We start from the raw sequence: 16,958 nt of genomic DNA on the forward strand, positions 1-16,958 counted from the left end.
CCCTTTGCTTTGAACGATTAAAGCGCCGTATTTTCGCACTTTTTCAAACAATAGCAAAATAAAAAAGGCGACTCGATAAAAACGAGTCGCCTTTTATGCCTCTATTTGACTGCTTACAAGTGCTATTTAATTACTGCTGCAATTGACTTAGCTAAGTAATCAACATTGCTATTGGCAATACCTGCAATACTCATACGGCTAGAGCCAACCATGTAAATTGAGTAATCGTCTTGTAATTGCTGTACTTGTTCAGGCGTAATACCTAAGAACGAGAACATGCCTTTTTGACGCGTAATGTGACTAAAATCACGTGTTACACCATTCTCAATAAGTTTTTCAACGATTAAACGACGGTTGCCGTTAATGCGGTCACGCATGCCAGCAAGTTCGTTAAACCATTGATGACGTAATTCGTCTGAGCTTAAGATGGTTTCAACAAGTGCAGCACCATGGGCTGGTGGCATCGAGTAAATTACACGAACAACCGCAAGTAATACTGAGTAAGCAACATCTACTGCAGATGATGATTTGCCAATAATCGTCGTCGCACCAATACGCTCACGATATAAACCAAAGTTCTTCGAACATGAGCTACATACAATCATTTCTTCAACGGTATCAGCCATTAAGCGAAGACCGTAAGCATCTTCGTCTAAACCGTCGCCAAAGCCTTGGTAAGCCATATCGATAACAGGTAAGAAGCTTTTGTCTTTTGCAACTTCAGCAACTTGTTGCCATTGCTCTTGGCTTAAATCCATACCGCTTGGATTGTGACAACATGCATGAAGTAATACTGCATCATCTGCGCTTACTTCTTTAAGTGCATTTAACATGCCGTCGAAATCTAAGGCTTTAGTTTCGTAGTCGTAGTATGGGTATGTTTTTACTGTTAAACCAGCGGCTTCAAATAAACCTGTGTGGTTTGCCCACGTTGGATTACTCACCCAAATTGTCGCACCTGCTTTGCATGATTTGATGAACTCAGCAGCAACACGTAATGCACCTGTACCGCCTGGAGTAGACACAGTGCGAGCACGATAGGTTGATAATACTTGGTGATCACCGAAGATTAACTTAGACATTTCCTCGTTAAACAGTGGAGAACCTGTTGGGCCAATGTATACCTTGGTATCTTCGTTATCGTGACGAAACTTTTCCGCAGCTTTAACACAATCTAGAATAGCGGTATGGCCCGCTTCATCTTTATATACACCTACACCTAAATCGATTTTCTGAGGATTTGCATCTTCACGATATTTTGCCAAAAGACCCAAAATAGGATCGGCAGGCAACGCCTTTAAGTTACCAAACATGACTCCATTTACCTTATTGTTAACGGGAGGAAAAAAATTGAAGGGCACAGCGCAGAGCCCATCAGCTAATAACACGCTTAGCATAGCTATTTAGATGGCTAAGTTAAAGGGAAATAGATCAAAAAATTTAGCTATTTTTGCGATAACTTATGAGCTGAAAGTTTCCACTACTGGCAACAGATTGTGACAGTAGTGTTTTTTTAATTAAAAGTTACCAGTAATGGCGGCAATAAAACCGATAATACCACCAAAAACACCGCCCCAAACGACCAGCCAGCCCAAGTGTTTTTTGATCATATCTTGAATAATTTCTTTCACTAATTGAGGCGTTAACTCATTCAAGCGTTGTTCAATAATGTCACTGACTTTGTCTTGAATGTTTGCGATGTTGGAATCGCCTTCTAATACGTCCTTCAAGTTTTCGTGAAAACTCTCGCTTTGTGTAATATCGACAACACTTGTGCGCATTTTTTCAATAAATGGTTCACGCATTGGTTCAACGGCTTCTCGACCACCAACCATCGCCAACATTGAACCAAATGAAGAAGCTTCTATGACATCGACTAAATTATCAAAAGCCGGGGTTAAGTCGACTTTATCGATCACGGGTGTTAAGTCAATTTGTGTAGTACTTGAGCTACTTGATAAAAAACGGTCGATATTTTCTTTGGTAAAAAATTGGCTCATCATCAACTGGCGAATACCAACTTTAAAGTCTTCAAAACGAGCTGGAATAACGCCAGAGCCATAAAGCCCGGGTATTTTTTCAAATAACATGTGAATAGCAAGCCAATTGGTCACGCTACCAGATAATGCAAATAGGCCAATCGCGTACAGTATGGGTAATTGCAAAAAGTAGCCAGCTAAGGTTGTAATCAAGGCAATAACATTGGTGATAATGCTTTTATTCACGGCTGTTCTCAAAAGTTTATGTTAAATATGAAGCTATTATCTAATACTGTCGCGCTAATATACAAGTCGATTAAAACTCGTTAAATTAAGTGCTATAAACACCCAAATTAAAAGAAAAAGGATAATTAGGTGAAAAAGTTTCTAACAAGCAAAAAAGCGCTTTTAGCGGCATTAGCATTAACGTCGACTGTCACGGCACATTCAATAAACGCAACAGAAACACAGTGGCGAAATGTAGCACCAGAAAATATGGTGATTATGACGCTACCCCATGGTGATGTAGTGTTTGAGCTATCGACTGATTTTTCGCCTGAGCATGTCAAACAGTTCAAAAAGCTGGCAAAAGACGGTGTTTACAAAGACAACAAGTTTTATCGCGTGATCGACGGTTTCGTTGCTCAAGGTGGTCCTGATGAAGCAACGGAAAAGAAATTTGATATCAAGACGTTGAAAATTGAAGAAGATTTAGCGATTGATAAGAATTGGCAATATACCAAGGTTCAGGATAATGATTTGTTTGCACCGATCACCGGATTTAAAAATGGCTTTGGTATTGGCGTTGATGAAGCGGCTGGCAAAGCTTGGTTAACACATTGCCCGGGGATATTGGCTTTAGGTCGCGGAAATGAGCCGGATACCGCAACAAGTCATTTCTATATTACCAATGGTCAGGCACCAAGATATTTAGATCGCATAATGTCGGTGTTTGGTCGTGTAATCTACGGTATGAATCATGTTCAAGCAATTCAACGCACTTCGGTAATTGAAGGCGATGATGACGTACCTAGTGAGTTATATACCCCTATTTTGGACATGCAATTAATGAGCGACTTGCCTGAAGATAAACAATGGCAAATTGCGGTGGAAGACACGAGTAGTGAAGCATTTGTGAAGAAAATAGATGATCGTCGAAAACGTGAAAATGCCTTTTTCTACAAAAAGCCACCACCAGTGTTAGACGTGTGCCAAGTGCCGGTGTCAACGAAGCTTATTTATCGTCCAAAATAGAAAAGCGCGTCTTACATAAGGAGACTTTCTTCAATCGCCACGTAGTTATCTGCGACGTTAATTAACGATGTCGCAGTTAACGACGGGACACCGTAAACGCTTGCTTTTACACCGAATCGTTGTTTTATACGCGCTAACAACAAGTCAAAATCACCATCACCAGAGAGTAAAATAACTTCTTCAACATTTGCTGCTTCTTCAAACACGTCGAGCGTTATACCTACATCCCAGTCACCTTTTGCTGAACCATCACTGCGTTGAATGAATGGCTTGGTTTTAACCTCAAAACCAATGTGAGATAAGGCCTTTTGGAATTTGTGCTGCTGATCGTCTTGATGCGCAATTGCATAGGCGTTTGCTAAAACAATCTCATGAGATTGTGAAATAGTTTGCCAAAATTGACGATAATTAAATGGCCTGCCATAGGCTTGTCGCGTGGTGTAGTAAATGTTCTGGACGTCTACAAAAATTGCCGTTTCGGGTTTCATGCCAATGCTCTTTGAAATCATTGCTGAGCAATTTAGCATTATTTCACTAAGGAATGATACAATAGTGGTTTAACATGCTAATTTGTGAGCCTTTCGTGCATTCAACTGACTTTTCCACTTTAAACTTAAAACCTGCGTTATTCGATAATCTTTCGAGTTTGGGCTATCACCAAATGACGCCAATTCAGGCGCAAACACTGCCGTTGATTGTTCAGGGGAAAGATGTCATTGGCCAAGGAAAAACTGGCTCAGGTAAAACGGCAGCTTTTGCGCTAGGACTTTTACAGTCGCTAAATGTTAAGAAGTTTCGTGTGCAGTCATTAGTGCTTTGTCCAACACGTGAATTAGCTGACCAAGTTGCAAAAGAGATCCGAACATTAGCGCGTGGTATTCATAATATTAAAGTATTAACCTTATGTGGCGGCACGCCAATGGGCCCACAAATTGGTTCACTAGAGCATGGCGCACATATAATTGTTGGTACTCCAGGGCGTATTGAAGACCACTTATTTCGAGGTCGCTTGAATTTAGAGCATGTGAATACACTCGTGCTTGATGAAGCGGATCGTATGTTAGAAATGGGCTTTCAGGCTGCGTTAGATAATATCGTTGAACAATGCCCAAGCCAACGTCAAACCTTGCTATTTAGCGCAACATTCCCCGAAAAGATTCAGCAAGTGTCAGCAAAGTTTATGAAGAGTCCTGAGCTTATCAAAGTTGCATCAGTTCACCAAGAAACCGCGATTAGCCAAGCGTTTTATCATCTTGAAAATGGTAGTGATCGCATTGAAGCAACGATGCGTTTGCTACTTGAAAAACAACCGACATCCGCCGTTATTTTCGCTAACACCAAGGCTGAAGTACACGATATTTATCAAGCGCTTCAACAACAAAAATTCAGTGTTTTAGCACTTCATGGTGATATGGAGCAACGAGATAGAAATGAAACCTTGTTGAGGTTTGCTAACCAAAGTTCACTGATTTTAGTGGCTACAGATGTCGCGGCACGTGGTCTAGATATCGATGATTTGGAGATGGTGATCAATTACCACCTAACGCGTGATACCGAAGTACATGTTCACCGTATTGGCCGAACGGGTCGTGCGGGTGCAAAAGGCATCGCTTGTTCGCTTTATACAGACAAAGACAGTCGAAAAATAGCGAATCTTGAAGAGTACTTCGATATGGTTGTAGAGCCTGAATCACTGCCTGACATAAATGTGTTATCTCAGGAACCACCACGAGCAAAAATGGTAACAATCCAAATTGATGGCGGTAAAAAACAGAAGTTGCGACCTGGTGACATTGTTGGTGGCTTAACCGGTAAGCAAGGTATCAAAGGCGATCAAATAGGTAAGATTCAAGTCACTGATTTAAAAGCTTATGTCGCTGTTCAATCTAATGTTGCAAAAACTGCTTTGAAAAAAATTGAGCGTGACAAGATGAAAGGTAAAACATTCAGAGCACGTTTGATGACGTGGTAAGCTATGAAAAAAACAGATTTAATTACCCGCGAAGGCTTTACTAAGCTCCAAGCTGAACTTGACCACTTATGGCGAGAAGAGCGTCCCGAAACCACTAAAAAAGTGTCATGGGCAGCAAGTTTGGGTGACCGATCAGAAAACGCCGATTATCAATATAATAAGAAGCGTTTGAGAGAAATAGATCGTCGAGTGCGATACTTGCGCAAGCGTTTGGAAAGCCTAAAAATTGTCGATTACAATCCTCAGCAAGATGGCAAAGTATTTTTTGGCGCTTGGGTAGAAATCGAAGACGAAGAGGGTGAAACATTAACCTTCCGCATTGTGGGCCCAGATGAAATCTATGGCCGAAAAGATTACATTTCAATTGATGCACCAATGGCTAGAGCGCTATTGAAAAAAGAAGTAGATGATGAAGCTGTCGTAAACACGCCGCATGGTGAAAAAGTTTGGCTGGTCAACGCTATTCGCTACGAATAAGGTTATTCGTCTGGAGAAAATGTTGTAACGCGGAAGGAGTTTCGGCCCCCTTCCTTGGCTTCATATAACGCATCGTCCGCTTTGCGAACAATTGCTTTGGCAGATATTTTGTAGTTTTCAAAATCGTTAAACTCGACCATGCAGGCCCCCAAGCTGACGGTTAAATATTCCGCGACACTAGAGCTCGGGTGATGTAAATTTAACTCGGCGAAGCTTTTGATTATCTCCTGTAATTTGTGGGTTAAATTTTCTCGGGAAATATCGCTGAGCAACATAATAAACTCTTCGCCTCCGTATCTCGCACATAAGTCGTTTTTGCGCTGAAATGGCTGACTTAAGGTTTGTGCAGCTTTTCTTAACGCGAGATCTCCTGCTTGATGACCGAGTGAGTCATTGTATGGTTTAAAGTAATCTAGATCTGCCATGATTACGGTAAAGGCGATTTGATTTCTGGCACATAAGTCTATTTGCTGGTCTAAATGCTCCTCAAAGTGACGTCGATTCGCAATATTTGTAAGTGAATCAATATAGACCTGCTTCTCAAGCTGTTTATTCTTATCTTGAATGGTAGCAACAAGCTCGTTGAAGTGCTTTGAAATTCTGTCGAGCTCTCTAACATTAAAATTTTGCCTTATCGGTTTCAATTTACCCGACTCATTCATTGAGATAATGGCACGCACTAATGATTTTATCGGTTTGATTGTTCTAAAATATGAGTAAGCGCTCGATAATATGGCTAACAAAATTAAGACGCTGAAGAAGCCAATCGCTTTTCTACCAAACAGGTGCGGTAGCATTGAATTTTTATGCTGAATCTTAACTAACATTACAGGCTTGTTATCAACATCGACAAGGTCAATTAAACTAAACGCTCGTAATGTTTTGTCTTCGAGTGCTTTATGCCACCCAGCGTAATGTCCTTCATGGGTCAGTGATAATTGGCGCTCCATGGTGACGTTAACGAAAGTTTCTAGCGTGATTTTTTTAAACAGTTCTTCACGTATTAATCGAATGAAGACAAGGTAACCAACAAACTCACCTGTGGCATCTGATTTGCGAATTTGAGAAATAGCGACCATCGCAGGGCCATTAACGGTACGAATAATATTGAAAGATTGAGACTCTCCTGTTGTATGTATTACCTCGGGTAACAAGCTGACATTTTCAGGATGGTCTTCAAAGTTGGTAAAGTAAAAATCAAGCGGCGTCGATGTGATGTAATTAACCCCTTGATTAAGGGTTTCATTCAACGATTTATCTAGGTAAACAATGCCATCTATTCTTAAATGGGTATAGGTGTTTACTAGGATATTTTCTTCAACGTATTCTAAAGTTTCTTCAGGGTTTTGAATATAATTATAGGTACTACTCCATACCGCATAATCACGGTTAAAGCTCTTCAACTCCGTTTTGACGTTATCAAGATAATTACTGACGATAGCAAGTTCATGTTGCTGGATTTCAATCCGTGTTTCGATGTGTTTCGGTCGCTCAATATAAAAATGATAAAATGCAACAGCACCGAAGAACATGAATATGCCGGTGCACATAATTAGCGATTGGATTTGATGCAATGAGTATTTTTTCATACTTTCAGTATGGAACATGATAAAAAAACATCAATTGAACAAACAAATACATACAAAGTACTGGCAAAATTACCTGTCGCACGTTATATAAAGCGATAATTTTGGATTACTAAATATTTATCTACTAAAGGCTATTGAATGTCATCTATTTCTCAACAAATTGCTGATGAACTGAAAGTTAAATCGGTACAAGTTCAAGCTGCTATTTCTCTACTCGATGAAGGGGCAACGGTTCCATTTATCGCTCGTTATAGAAAAGAGGCGACACAAGGTTTAGATGACAACCATCTGCGATTTCTCGCACAACGACTGGTTTATCTTCGTGAGTTGAATGAACGTAAACAGGTCGTCACGTTAAATATTGAACAGCAAGGTAAATTAACTGACCAACTTCGCAAGGCTATAGATCTTGCGGAAAACAAAACGCAAGTTGAAGACATTTATCTGCCGTTTAAACCTAAACGCAGAACCAAAGGTCAAATCGCAATCGAAGCAGGTTTAGAGCCCTTAGCAAAAGCATTGTTTAACGACGTTCATCTTGACCCAGAAACTCAAGCTAAAGATTACGTTAACACTGACAAAGGTTTAGACGACACAAAAGCCGTTTTGGAAGGTGCGAGTTTCATTTTAATCGAGCATATTGCAGAACAAGCCAGTTTGATTCAAAAGCTTCGTCGATTAATGAGCAAACAAGGCCAGTTAACCTCGACAGTTGTTAAAGGTAAAAATAACGAAGCGGCTAAATATCGTGACTATTTTGATCACAGTGAAAAGCTTATTAAAGTGCCTTCGCATCGAGCACTAGCCATGTTGCGTGGTCGTAATGAGGGCTTTCTACAGCTTTCAATTGCACTTGATCCGGAGGGTAGTGTTGTCTCAAGCGCTGAGCAACTCATTGCTGAGCACTTCAATTTTCGACTAACCCAACAATCAGGCGCTAGCTTTATTCAACGTGTGATTCGTTTAGCATGGAAAACCAAGCTGAGCGTTTCGCTTGAAAATGAGGCGTTGGGGAATTTGCGTGAGCAATCTGAGTTAGAGGCGATTAAAGTGTTTGCTAAAAACCTGACGGACTTGTTAATGGCGGCACCTGCTGGCGAAAAAGTTACGTTAGGGTTAGATCCTGGATTACGCACAGGCTGCAAATTAGCGGTAGTTGACGGTACCGGTAAATTACTGGCGACAAATACGATTTTCCCACATGCGCCTCAAAATAACTGGGACAAGTCGATGCGTACTATCGTCAATTTATGTCGTCAGCATAAGGTTGAATTGATCGCAATCGGTAATGGTACTGGCTCGCGTGAAAGTGACAAACTAGTTGCTGAGGCCATTCAAATGCTTGAGAAGAATAAGCCAACAAAAGTGATGGTATCTGAAGCAGGCGCATCAGTTTACTCTGCATCTGAATTTGCCGCTGAAGAATTCAGTGAATTAGATGTTTCATTACGTGGCGCCGTCTCTATTGCTCGCCGTTTACAAGATCCACTTGCCGAGCTAGTAAAAATTGATCCAAAAGCTATTGGTGTTGGTCAATATCAGCATGACGTTAGCCAAAGCTTGTTAAGTCAGAGCTTAGATGACGTAATTGAAGACTGTGTAAACAAGGTTGGCGTTGACTTAAACCAAGCATCAATGCCACTGTTATCTCGTGTATCTGGTTTAAATAAAACGATTGCACAAAATATTGTGACCTATCGTGAAGAGCATGGCCGATTCAATGCCCGCAAACAGCTATTAAAAGTTGCTCGACTTGGGCCGAAAGCGTATGAGCAATCGGCTGGTTTCTTGCGTGTCAGAGAAGGAGAAAATCCGCTCGATATGTCGGGTGTTCACCCTGAAACCTACCCTATTGTTGAGCAAATCATCGCTCAACTAAAGCAACCGATAGAAGACGTTATTGGCCAGACTAATCTTGGTAGCCAACTGAGCATGGCTAGCTTGATATCGGATAGTTTTGGTGAAATTACCGTGAATGACGTTGTCACCGAGTTAGAAAAACCAGGTCGAGACCCTCGCCCAGAATTTAAAACTGCGACTTTCCAAGAAGGCGTAGAAAAAATCACGGACCTTGAAGAGGGGATGATACTTGAAGGTGTTATTTCTAACGTAGCGAACTTCGGTGCTTTTGTTGATATTGGTGTTCACCAAGATGGATTAGTGCATATTTCGGCCATTACCGATAAATTCATTTCCGATCCTCGCGAAATTGTCAAAGCGGGCGATATCGTGAAGGTTAAAGTGTTGGAAGTGGATGCCGACAGAAAGCGTATTAACTTAACCATGCGACTTACTGATAAAGCACCAGCCAAAGGTCAGCAAAAAGCGAACAAACCAAACGGTCACCAAAATAAGCCTAAACAGCAAAATAGATCGAAGCAAAAGCCTAAACCTGTTGGAAATGCAGCAATGGGTAACGCTTTTGCCGATGCGTTTGCTAAGTTAAAAAAGTAAACACTGACTAATGATGACATAACAAGGACCAAGTGTTTGAGGATACGAACACTTGGTCTTTTTCATTTATTGTCATCATGTTTCGTTGTTTTTACCTAAGCTGATAAGCCGCCATCAACCACGAAGGTTTGACCTGTGATGTAACGGGCATTATCTGAGACTAAAAATTCCGCCATCGCTGACACTTCCCGTGCTTCGCCAAGTCGTCTTAACGGGATAGATTTTTTGACTTTAGCAAGTACGTTGCTTGGAATATCTTCCATCATTTCCGTATCAATCATGCCTGGTGCAATACAATTTACCGTGACACCAAAACGAGCAAGCTCAAGTGATAACGACTTAGCTGCGCCAATCATCGCTGCTTTGGTCGCAGAGTAACTGACTTGCCCCGTATTTCCCTTGATACCAGAAACGGATGACATAAAGAGTATCGTGCCGCCTTCTTCCACCATAGAAGCACTTAAATACCGACTAAAATAAATAGCTGAGTCTAAGTTGGTTGCAACAGTATTGCGATAATTTTCAATGCTCAACGAGAACATCGATTCATCAGCGGCAAGGCCCATGTTATTGATAACAGCATGAGGCGCACCTCTATCTTCAAGTAATTGAGCACAAAGCGTTTCTACCTGTTGAGGGTCTCTACCATCACATTGAATACCTTGAACATCTCGTCCTTGCTCACCTAATACATAGGCGAGTGTCGAGGCGGCATCTGCTGATGACAAGTAGGTAAAAACGATATCGTACTGCGCACTGAGATATTGGACTAAGTTTTTACCAATACCTTTGCTGCCACCTGTGATTAACACCCATTTTTTTGTGTGTAGATTAACGTCGTTCATGATGTTCCCTTATCGGTATTAGGCTGATGCTTTTGTGTAGACTGATGCTAGTAAAATACTGCGTTTGGCGTCTTCTATTTTGTTACGACCGTGCAAAAATCGGGTGTTATCAATGAAAACGACATCGCCTTTTTGCCAGCTAACTTCAAGTTTGTGCTTGTCCATTGCTACCTTAATTTCATCCAACACAAACTGTGGAATAATTGAATTGTCTGCAAATTGGATCCTTGATGCATAACTGTCTTGACCACCTTTATCACTGTAAATCGATGATAGAACATTACCGCCGATCACTGGCAAGCTTGAAAAGTGTGACGTATTAATTGCTGATGTAACGTATTCCGTTTTTATGAAATCTTCGTTTGAATCATCAATATGATAGTTATCCATCGACTTCAAATATTTCAAAAAGTCACCGTGGAAGTATCGTTGCAGGTTCTCTTTGTTGGCGTAGTAATCAATGATCCAGCTAGGTAAGGTGTCGGTGTATTTGAGTGAGTTATTCTCAAGTACTTTCATGCTTCGTGAAGACAGCGAATGTAGGACTTGGTTGCTATCACACAAGATAGTTTCGCCACCCTGAACTGGCGGTTCCACGCAACAGAAAGTTAAGAGCTCGGGGCGAAACGGCAAATTGCCCCATTCAAAGTGAAAATCAATCGGATGTTTACCTATACTCACACTCTGTACGTTTTGCTCTCCGGTAATACGTGCTCTGTCACCCAATGGAGAGTCCAAATAGCAGGTCGCTAAACTATCTAAAAGCGTCGAAAAACTCTCTTGCTCGACAGCATATTTAGGAATGATGACCAAGCCATTGACTGCTAACTGATCCAATATCGTGGTGGCGGTAATCTCACTGCGCGTAAGATAATAGTCCGCAAGTTTTGTATTAACCGTTTGTTCTGTCATGGGAAATCCTTTTGATTACGCAACTTGTGCAGGCATATTGCTAACGATGTAATCGCATAACTGTTGGATATTCGATATTTCGCCTGATTCAAACTGCTTGCTATCAACGTTAACGTGGAAAGACTTTTTAACCATCAAACCGAGTTCGATATAGTCGATGCTATCAATGTCGACTTCTTCAAACGTTGATGATGGTGCTAATTCTTCTTCCTCGATATCGCTTACTTCTAAGATAACGTCGGCAATTGCTTGGTATACAGTATTAAATGACATAGTGGTGTTTCCTTTTCTTGTTGTATTAAATAATGATGAATCCGTAACGGGTTAACATGCGCAGTTCGCCATTGATTGATAAACCAATGTCAACAGAGCACAGGTCACTACCGTCGGACGTATAGCAAATAGGGTTGCCCAGCTGGTACGTTAACTCAGCATTGTCTGGCCAAGACCTGGCAAGTGAATGTGAGACCAGTGTTGGGTCAAAAAATGTTTCTTGGCTGGTTTGCATGACGTAATTAATGCCATCGTCTGCCTCACTGCCAGGGTTTAGCTTAATGATTTTTGTTGATGAGCTACTTTCGAGCACGTCATCTAAATGCCGTTCGACTAAGCGGCTAAATAACATGCTTTCTAATGTAATCCAGTCCGCTGTGCAGTATGGGAATAGCTTTAAAAACAATGTACTGCGTTGCTGAACCTCGTTGCTGGTTAAGTGCCCCGTCGTAATCACCTGATCAATGGTATGAACATCTGCGGTATTGATACTGCCTTTGATACAGCTACTTTGGCTGGCAACTTCAAGCAAATTAAATCGTGTTCCACCACGTTTTTGTTGGAGGTTTAAGGTGACCGGGATATCGCACTTAACAGGCGAGCGAAATGTTGCTCTAAAGTGATACCACTGGTCATTCTCCGATGAAAGTTGATGATTTACGCCAGCTTTTACCGAGAGCAAGGCTAGCTTTCCATGGGCAACAATAGTGTCTAGGTTCGCCTTTTTTGCCGCCGCTAAATCAAAATGAATAGGGTTGTGGTCATTTGAAAACTGCGCCCAATTCGCAAGGTCTTGATGACCCATTATGATTTGATTAGTCGACATATTTTTTCACCATTAAGCCTGCATTGGTGCCACCAAAGCCAAAACTGATGTTCATTGCTAAGTCATAGTTATGTGATGTCATATGCTCATTAGGTACATAGTTAAGATCACATTCTGGATCTGGGTTATGAAGGTTGCGAGTCGCCGGTATCACGTTATCGTGCATACCTTTGATACAGAAAATTGTTTCAATTGAGCCTGCAGCCGCAATCAGGTGACCCGTGTATGACTTAGTGCTCGACATAGGAATCTCGTACGCGACATTGCCTAAAGCTGCTTTGAACGCCGCCGTTTCATTTCTATCGTTGAGTGGCGTTGATGTGCCATGTAAATTCACATAGTCAGGTAATGTCCCACCTTGCTTACACAAGTCTTTGATAACGTTAACTCGAGCGAGTAAATCTTCCGCTGGTGCTGTCATATCATGACAATCTGAATAATTAGCGTAGCCGACTATTTCAGCTAGAATTGTCGCACCACGCGCTTTCGCATTGTCGTAGTCTTCTAGACATAAAACCGCGGCACCTTCAGATAAAACAAAGCCAGAACGATTCGAGTCAAATGGGCAAGAGGCGAGGTTTTGTGCTTCTTGTGATTTATTTAATGCCTGAATTGAATCTATGGTCCATAACGAGTAATTGTGTTTAATGGACTCGGTACCACCAGCAACCATGTATTTTGCACGGCCCGCTTTAATGGCTTCATAAGCCTCGCCAATAGCAATACTTCCCGTAGCACATGCAGCAACGGGAGAGCTTTGCATACCACGTAAATTCCAATTCATTGATACAACGGCAGTAGCGATGCTTTTCATTGTCATCACATTACTAAACGATGATGCATATCCTTCGGCAAACCAGTGATTTGAATTCTCAACAATTGAGTCGATGCCACCGTAGCCTGTACCGATAATCGTGCCACGCTCGAAGTCATCAGCTATTTCATCTAATGTCATGCCGTTTAGTGACATTTCGATAGCTTCACGTGCTGCGATTAAGCTGTACTTGGCAAACATGGGTGATTGCTTTAGTAGCTTTTTTGAAATGCCTTTTAACAAAGACTTGTCGAGATCAAAGAAGCCATAAAACTTTGAATGAATGTCATGCTCAGAAAAATCGAAATAGTTGTAACCCACTTCATAGTTCATTACGTTCTTCCAAATTTCGTCAGCATTGTTACCCATTGACGAAACTGCACCATAACCAGTTACTACGACTCTTTTTTTATTATTCATGATGATCTTATCCTTGAAGTAAGTGAGTTATTCCTGACGCAGAGCTTCGCATGGCGGAGCCTGTAAGACTCGTGCTAACGGACTCGCGACTGCAGCAATAATGACGATAAAAAATGTTATCGGTAAAATGATAGATAGCACGGGCGAGAAGCTCACAATTTGCAATCTAGCTAACACCGCAAGCAGGTAGGTTGATAGCCCTACACCTAGTGCTAAACCAATGGTGGTTTGAATCAAAATACCAGAAGAAATAAAGCGGAAGATGGCCGGGTTGGTTGCACCAAGGGCGATACGAATACTGATTTCTTTTGATTTACCAATGATGATGTTTGATACCACGCTGTAGACACCACTTAACGTTAGAATAAGTGCGACAACAGATAGGAAGATGAACATTTTGGTGATGTACAAAATACTTGCTCGATTCTGGTCTATTGCATCTGTCAGACTTTTTACACGATAAGGGGCGACAGCATTATTAACCTGGGCAGCAATCGCTCTGAAGTTGCTCGCAAAAGCGTAAGGCGCTGTGCGTGTTTTTACCAAAGCATGAAAGACATGTTCCGGCGATTGAATCAATGACGTGAACACCACTTGGTCTTGCGTACGGCTATCAAAGGTTTCACCAAATGGAATGTTTTCAACGACACCGATAATTTCATGCCAATTACCTTGCTCATTACTTAGCTGAATGCGCTTTCCAACTGGGTTTTGATCGGCGAAGTACTCATTGGCAAAGCCTTGAGAGATAACGGCAACTGCAGCAGATTCAGGCTGATCTAGGTGATTAAAGTGACGGCCTTCAACTAAGGGTACTTGTAGCGTATTAAAGAAGTTATTTGATACTTTTACGGTTTTTATATCTGGGAATTCAGCGCCGTTACTCGCATCTTCAATCACTAATGGCGATTTACTGGTGTTGTGTGCTGGTAGTGCAGTGCTAAACGCCAGTTCACTATCAGACGCACCTTGTTTCAGTCTATGCTCAAATTCTTGGTAGTAATTCGTGATCTTATTGGTTGTATCAAAATCAGTTTTCTCCAAGGCAATGCGAGCACTCAAAATCTTGTCAGGATTAAAGCCTAAGGTGTTTTGATTCTGTCTATCTACGGTAAAGACGAACGTAGCGGATACTAGCAATAACGCCGATGCGAGGAATACCTCAACAACAATGATGAGCTTGCTTGATTTAGTGACCGCATTTTTGTGTTCACTCAAATTAGTGTTTACAAACTTGGCGTTCGACATTTTCCAAGCGGGGAACACACCAGCGATGGTTGCAATCGTTAGTGCTGCTCCAAAGGCTAATAAGATTAATGTAGAGGTGAGTTGGAAGTTCCACCAAAACGGAATAGCAAAAGCAACGGCACTGGCAATATTGTTATTTAAGTATTGTAGTAAGAAGTGGGTTGCAATGATTGAAATGACTGCGCTAATTAGGCAAATCACCAAGCTTTCCAGCATCATTTGTAAAAACAAACGTGATGGCGTAGCGCCAATCGCTAAGCGAATCGATGATTCACGTTTACGCTCAATAGCACGTAAGTAAAGTAAGTTGCTGGCGTTAACACAAGCGAGAAGTAAAATGAAAATTGCTGCCACTTCAATCGAAATTGCCATGATTTCACCAGCACTACCTAAGAATGCTTCTTGAAAACGGCGTGCTACTAAACCACTGTCTTTGTATACGTCAGGGTGAATTGAACGCAGGTTATCCATAAAAATCGACAACTCATTATTCAATTGTTGATCTGTTACCCCTGGTGTAAGCGCGCCAAAAATCGATACTTTGCCTTCTTGGCCACGGTTAAACTGTGAGGTGTTATCTTCCAGTGGTAACCACAACTTAGCAGCGCGAGGGAATTTAAATGAATCGGGCATGACCCCAATCACACGATACGCATTACCGTGAATATTGACGTGATTGCCAACAGCCGTGACGGTATTGCCAAACATTTCTAATGCGCTGGTTTCACTTAACACAACGACATGGGCTTTATTATCGATATGTTGTTGGCGAATAACTTCACCGTAGATCGGCGACACACCTAATGTAGAAAACATTGTTGGCTCAACGTAAGAACCAATGTACTTCCTAACTTGGTTTGGCATAGAAATAGTTACACGTGACGATTTAAATGCACTGACCTGGTTAAGTGATGTCGTTTGGTCTTTAAAGTCGTTGTAAATATATTGTGGAACACTATTACCTGAGTACGTGATGCCTTTTTCAACGCTATCTAACACACGAATTTGCTGACCATTTTGAAATGGCAGCTCTGAATACATGGTTGAGTACACGAAACCAAATAAGAATAAGGCAAGCGTAAAACCCGTAGACAATACCGCTGAGGTAGACAGTGTAAATTTTAAATTTCTTAATAGAAATTTTGATTGTTGAATAAGTTCTAGCCAAGCGTTCATGCGTTCACCAATTCAAGGTTTGTTTTTGCTGAAGACTCAAGAGAATCTTTGATAATTGCACCGTCTTTTAGCTCAACAACTCGACCAATTTCATAAGGCAGTACGGGATCGTGAGTGACCATAATGACGGTGGTACCTTCCTCATTAAGTGTCAGGAGTAAGTCCATAACGATTTTGGAATTTTTAGAATCTAGGTTACCTGTCGGTTCGTCGGCTAAAATCACCATTGGCTTGCCAACAATCGCTCGGGCTACGGCAATACGCTGTTGCTGACCACCCGATAATTGGCTTGGAAAATGCTGTGCGCGATGGCTCATCTCTACTTTTTCTAACGCTTGTTCTACTTTTTCTTTGCGTTGTTGTTTATTGAGCTTGCCTTGATAAATGAGCGGCAGTTCAATGTTTTCAAAGATTGTAAGATCAGCGATCAAGTTAAATGATTGGAAGACGAAACCTAGCTGGCTGTTTCGAAAGGTTGCTCGGTCTTGTCTCGATAACTTGGTAATGTCTTGCTCTTTAAAGTAGCAGCTACCAGAGGTTGCGTAGTCAAGTAAGCCAATCAACGACATTAGCGTTGATTTACCACAGCCAGATGGACCAACAATAGACACGAACTCACCTTCATTTACTTTAAGGTCAATGTCGTAAAGTGCATGGGTATCAACTTCTTCGGTTGAAAATACCTTAGATACTTTGCTCAATGTTATAAAATTACTCAT

15 protein-coding genes are annotated in these 16,958 nt (G+C 41.4%); 4 read left to right on the forward strand and 11 right to left on the reverse strand.

Annotated elements, in window-relative coordinates; all coding sequences use genetic code 11:
* Positions 1–122 precede the first annotated feature (122 nt).
* Positions 123–1,313, reverse strand: coding sequence for an amino acid aminotransferase (locus QQK05_RS12380; RefSeq protein WP_284299022.1), 1,191 nt, complete (start codon positions 1,311–1,313; stop codon positions 123–125).
* Between the two features lie 204 nt (positions 1,314–1,517).
* Entirely contained in the window at positions 1,518–2,225 is a 708-nt protein-coding gene (locus QQK05_RS12385; RefSeq protein WP_284299025.1) for a DUF445 family protein, read from the reverse strand.
* Positions 2,226–2,354: 129 nt separating this feature from the next.
* Here QQK05_RS12385 and QQK05_RS12390 point away from each other — a divergent pair, with 129 nt between their 5' ends.
* Complete coding sequence (locus QQK05_RS12390; protein WP_284299027.1) at positions 2,355–3,233, forward strand: peptidylprolyl isomerase; 879 nt, start codon at positions 2,355–2,357, stop codon at positions 3,231–3,233.
* Positions 3,234–3,244: 11 nt separating this feature from the next.
* Here the strand turns inward: QQK05_RS12390 and QQK05_RS12395 are convergent, their stop codons facing one another.
* Positions 3,245–3,721: a LabA-like NYN domain-containing protein gene (locus tag QQK05_RS12395; protein WP_284299029.1), complete on the reverse strand. Its 477-nt coding sequence runs from the start codon at positions 3,719–3,721 to the stop codon at positions 3,245–3,247.
* 74 nt (positions 3,722–3,795) lie between these two features.
* Here QQK05_RS12395 and dbpA point away from each other — a divergent pair, with 74 nt between their 5' ends.
* Both dbpA and greB read left to right on the forward strand, forming a co-directional pair.
* Positions 3,796–5,205 carry an ATP-dependent RNA helicase DbpA gene (gene dbpA, locus QQK05_RS12400; protein WP_284299031.1) on the forward strand — a complete coding sequence of 470 codons (1,410 nt, stop codon included), beginning with the start codon at positions 3,796–3,798 and terminating at the stop codon, positions 5,203–5,205.
* Between the two features lie 3 nt (positions 5,206–5,208).
* Positions 5,209–5,682: a transcription elongation factor GreB gene (gene greB, locus QQK05_RS12405; protein WP_284299032.1), complete on the forward strand. Its 474-nt coding sequence runs from the start codon at positions 5,209–5,211 to the stop codon at positions 5,680–5,682.
* Positions 5,683–5,684: 2 nt separating this feature from the next.
* Here greB and QQK05_RS12410 read toward each other — a convergent pair whose 3' ends face one another.
* Positions 5,685–7,271 (reverse strand): sensor domain-containing diguanylate cyclase, encoded by a 1,587-nt coding sequence (locus QQK05_RS12410; protein ID WP_284299034.1) that lies wholly within the window; start codon positions 7,269–7,271, stop codon positions 5,685–5,687.
* Positions 7,272–7,409: 138 nt separating this feature from the next.
* Here QQK05_RS12410 and QQK05_RS12415 point away from each other — a divergent pair, with 138 nt between their 5' ends.
* A complete protein-coding gene (locus QQK05_RS12415) occupies positions 7,410–9,725 on the forward strand; it encodes a Tex family protein (RefSeq protein WP_284299036.1) in 2,316 nt (771 codons plus the stop codon).
* 95 nt (positions 9,726–9,820) lie between these two features.
* On the opposite strand, the gene QQK05_RS12420 is transcribed toward QQK05_RS12415, so the two are convergent.
* From QQK05_RS12420 to QQK05_RS12450, 7 genes are read right to left on the reverse strand one after another with little or no spacing between them, the layout of a single operon-like run.
* Positions 9,821–10,570: an SDR family NAD(P)-dependent oxidoreductase gene (locus QQK05_RS12420; RefSeq protein ID WP_284299038.1), complete on the reverse strand. Its 750-nt coding sequence runs from the start codon at positions 10,568–10,570 to the stop codon at positions 9,821–9,823.
* An 18-nt stretch (positions 10,571–10,588) separates the two neighbouring features.
* Positions 10,589–11,482 (reverse strand): TauD/TfdA family dioxygenase, encoded by an 894-nt coding sequence (locus QQK05_RS12425; protein ID WP_284299040.1) that lies wholly within the window; start codon positions 11,480–11,482, stop codon positions 10,589–10,591.
* A gap of 15 nt (positions 11,483–11,497) precedes the next feature.
* The gene (locus tag QQK05_RS12430; RefSeq protein WP_284299042.1) at positions 11,498–11,755 is read right to left on the reverse strand and encodes an acyl carrier protein; all 258 of its coding nucleotides are present in this window, start codon (positions 11,753–11,755) and stop codon (positions 11,498–11,500) included.
* Positions 11,756–11,780: 25 nt separating this feature from the next.
* Positions 11,781–12,581: a MaoC/PaaZ C-terminal domain-containing protein gene (locus QQK05_RS12435; RefSeq protein WP_284299044.1), complete on the reverse strand. Its 801-nt coding sequence runs from the start codon at positions 12,579–12,581 to the stop codon at positions 11,781–11,783.
* On the reverse strand, positions 12,571–13,815 hold the full coding sequence (locus QQK05_RS12440; protein ID WP_284299046.1) for a beta-ketoacyl-[acyl-carrier-protein] synthase family protein: 1,245 nt from the start codon (positions 13,813–13,815) through the stop codon (positions 12,571–12,573). Before QQK05_RS12440 ends, QQK05_RS12435 begins: the two co-directional genes overlap by 11 nt.
* Positions 13,816–13,842: 27 nt before the next feature.
* A complete protein-coding gene (locus QQK05_RS12445) occupies positions 13,843–16,239 on the reverse strand; it encodes an ABC transporter permease (protein WP_284299048.1) in 2,397 nt (798 codons plus the stop codon).
* Positions 16,236–16,958 carry an ABC transporter ATP-binding protein gene (locus tag QQK05_RS12450; protein WP_284299050.1) on the reverse strand — a complete coding sequence of 241 codons (723 nt, stop codon included), beginning with the start codon at positions 16,956–16,958 and terminating at the stop codon, positions 16,236–16,238. Before QQK05_RS12450 ends, QQK05_RS12445 begins: the two co-directional genes overlap by 4 nt.

Source organism: Thalassotalea loyana, from assembly GCF_030161435.1.
In the GTDB taxonomy this organism is placed as follows: Bacteria; Pseudomonadota; Gammaproteobacteria; order Enterobacterales; family Alteromonadaceae; genus Thalassotalea_G; species Thalassotalea_G loyana.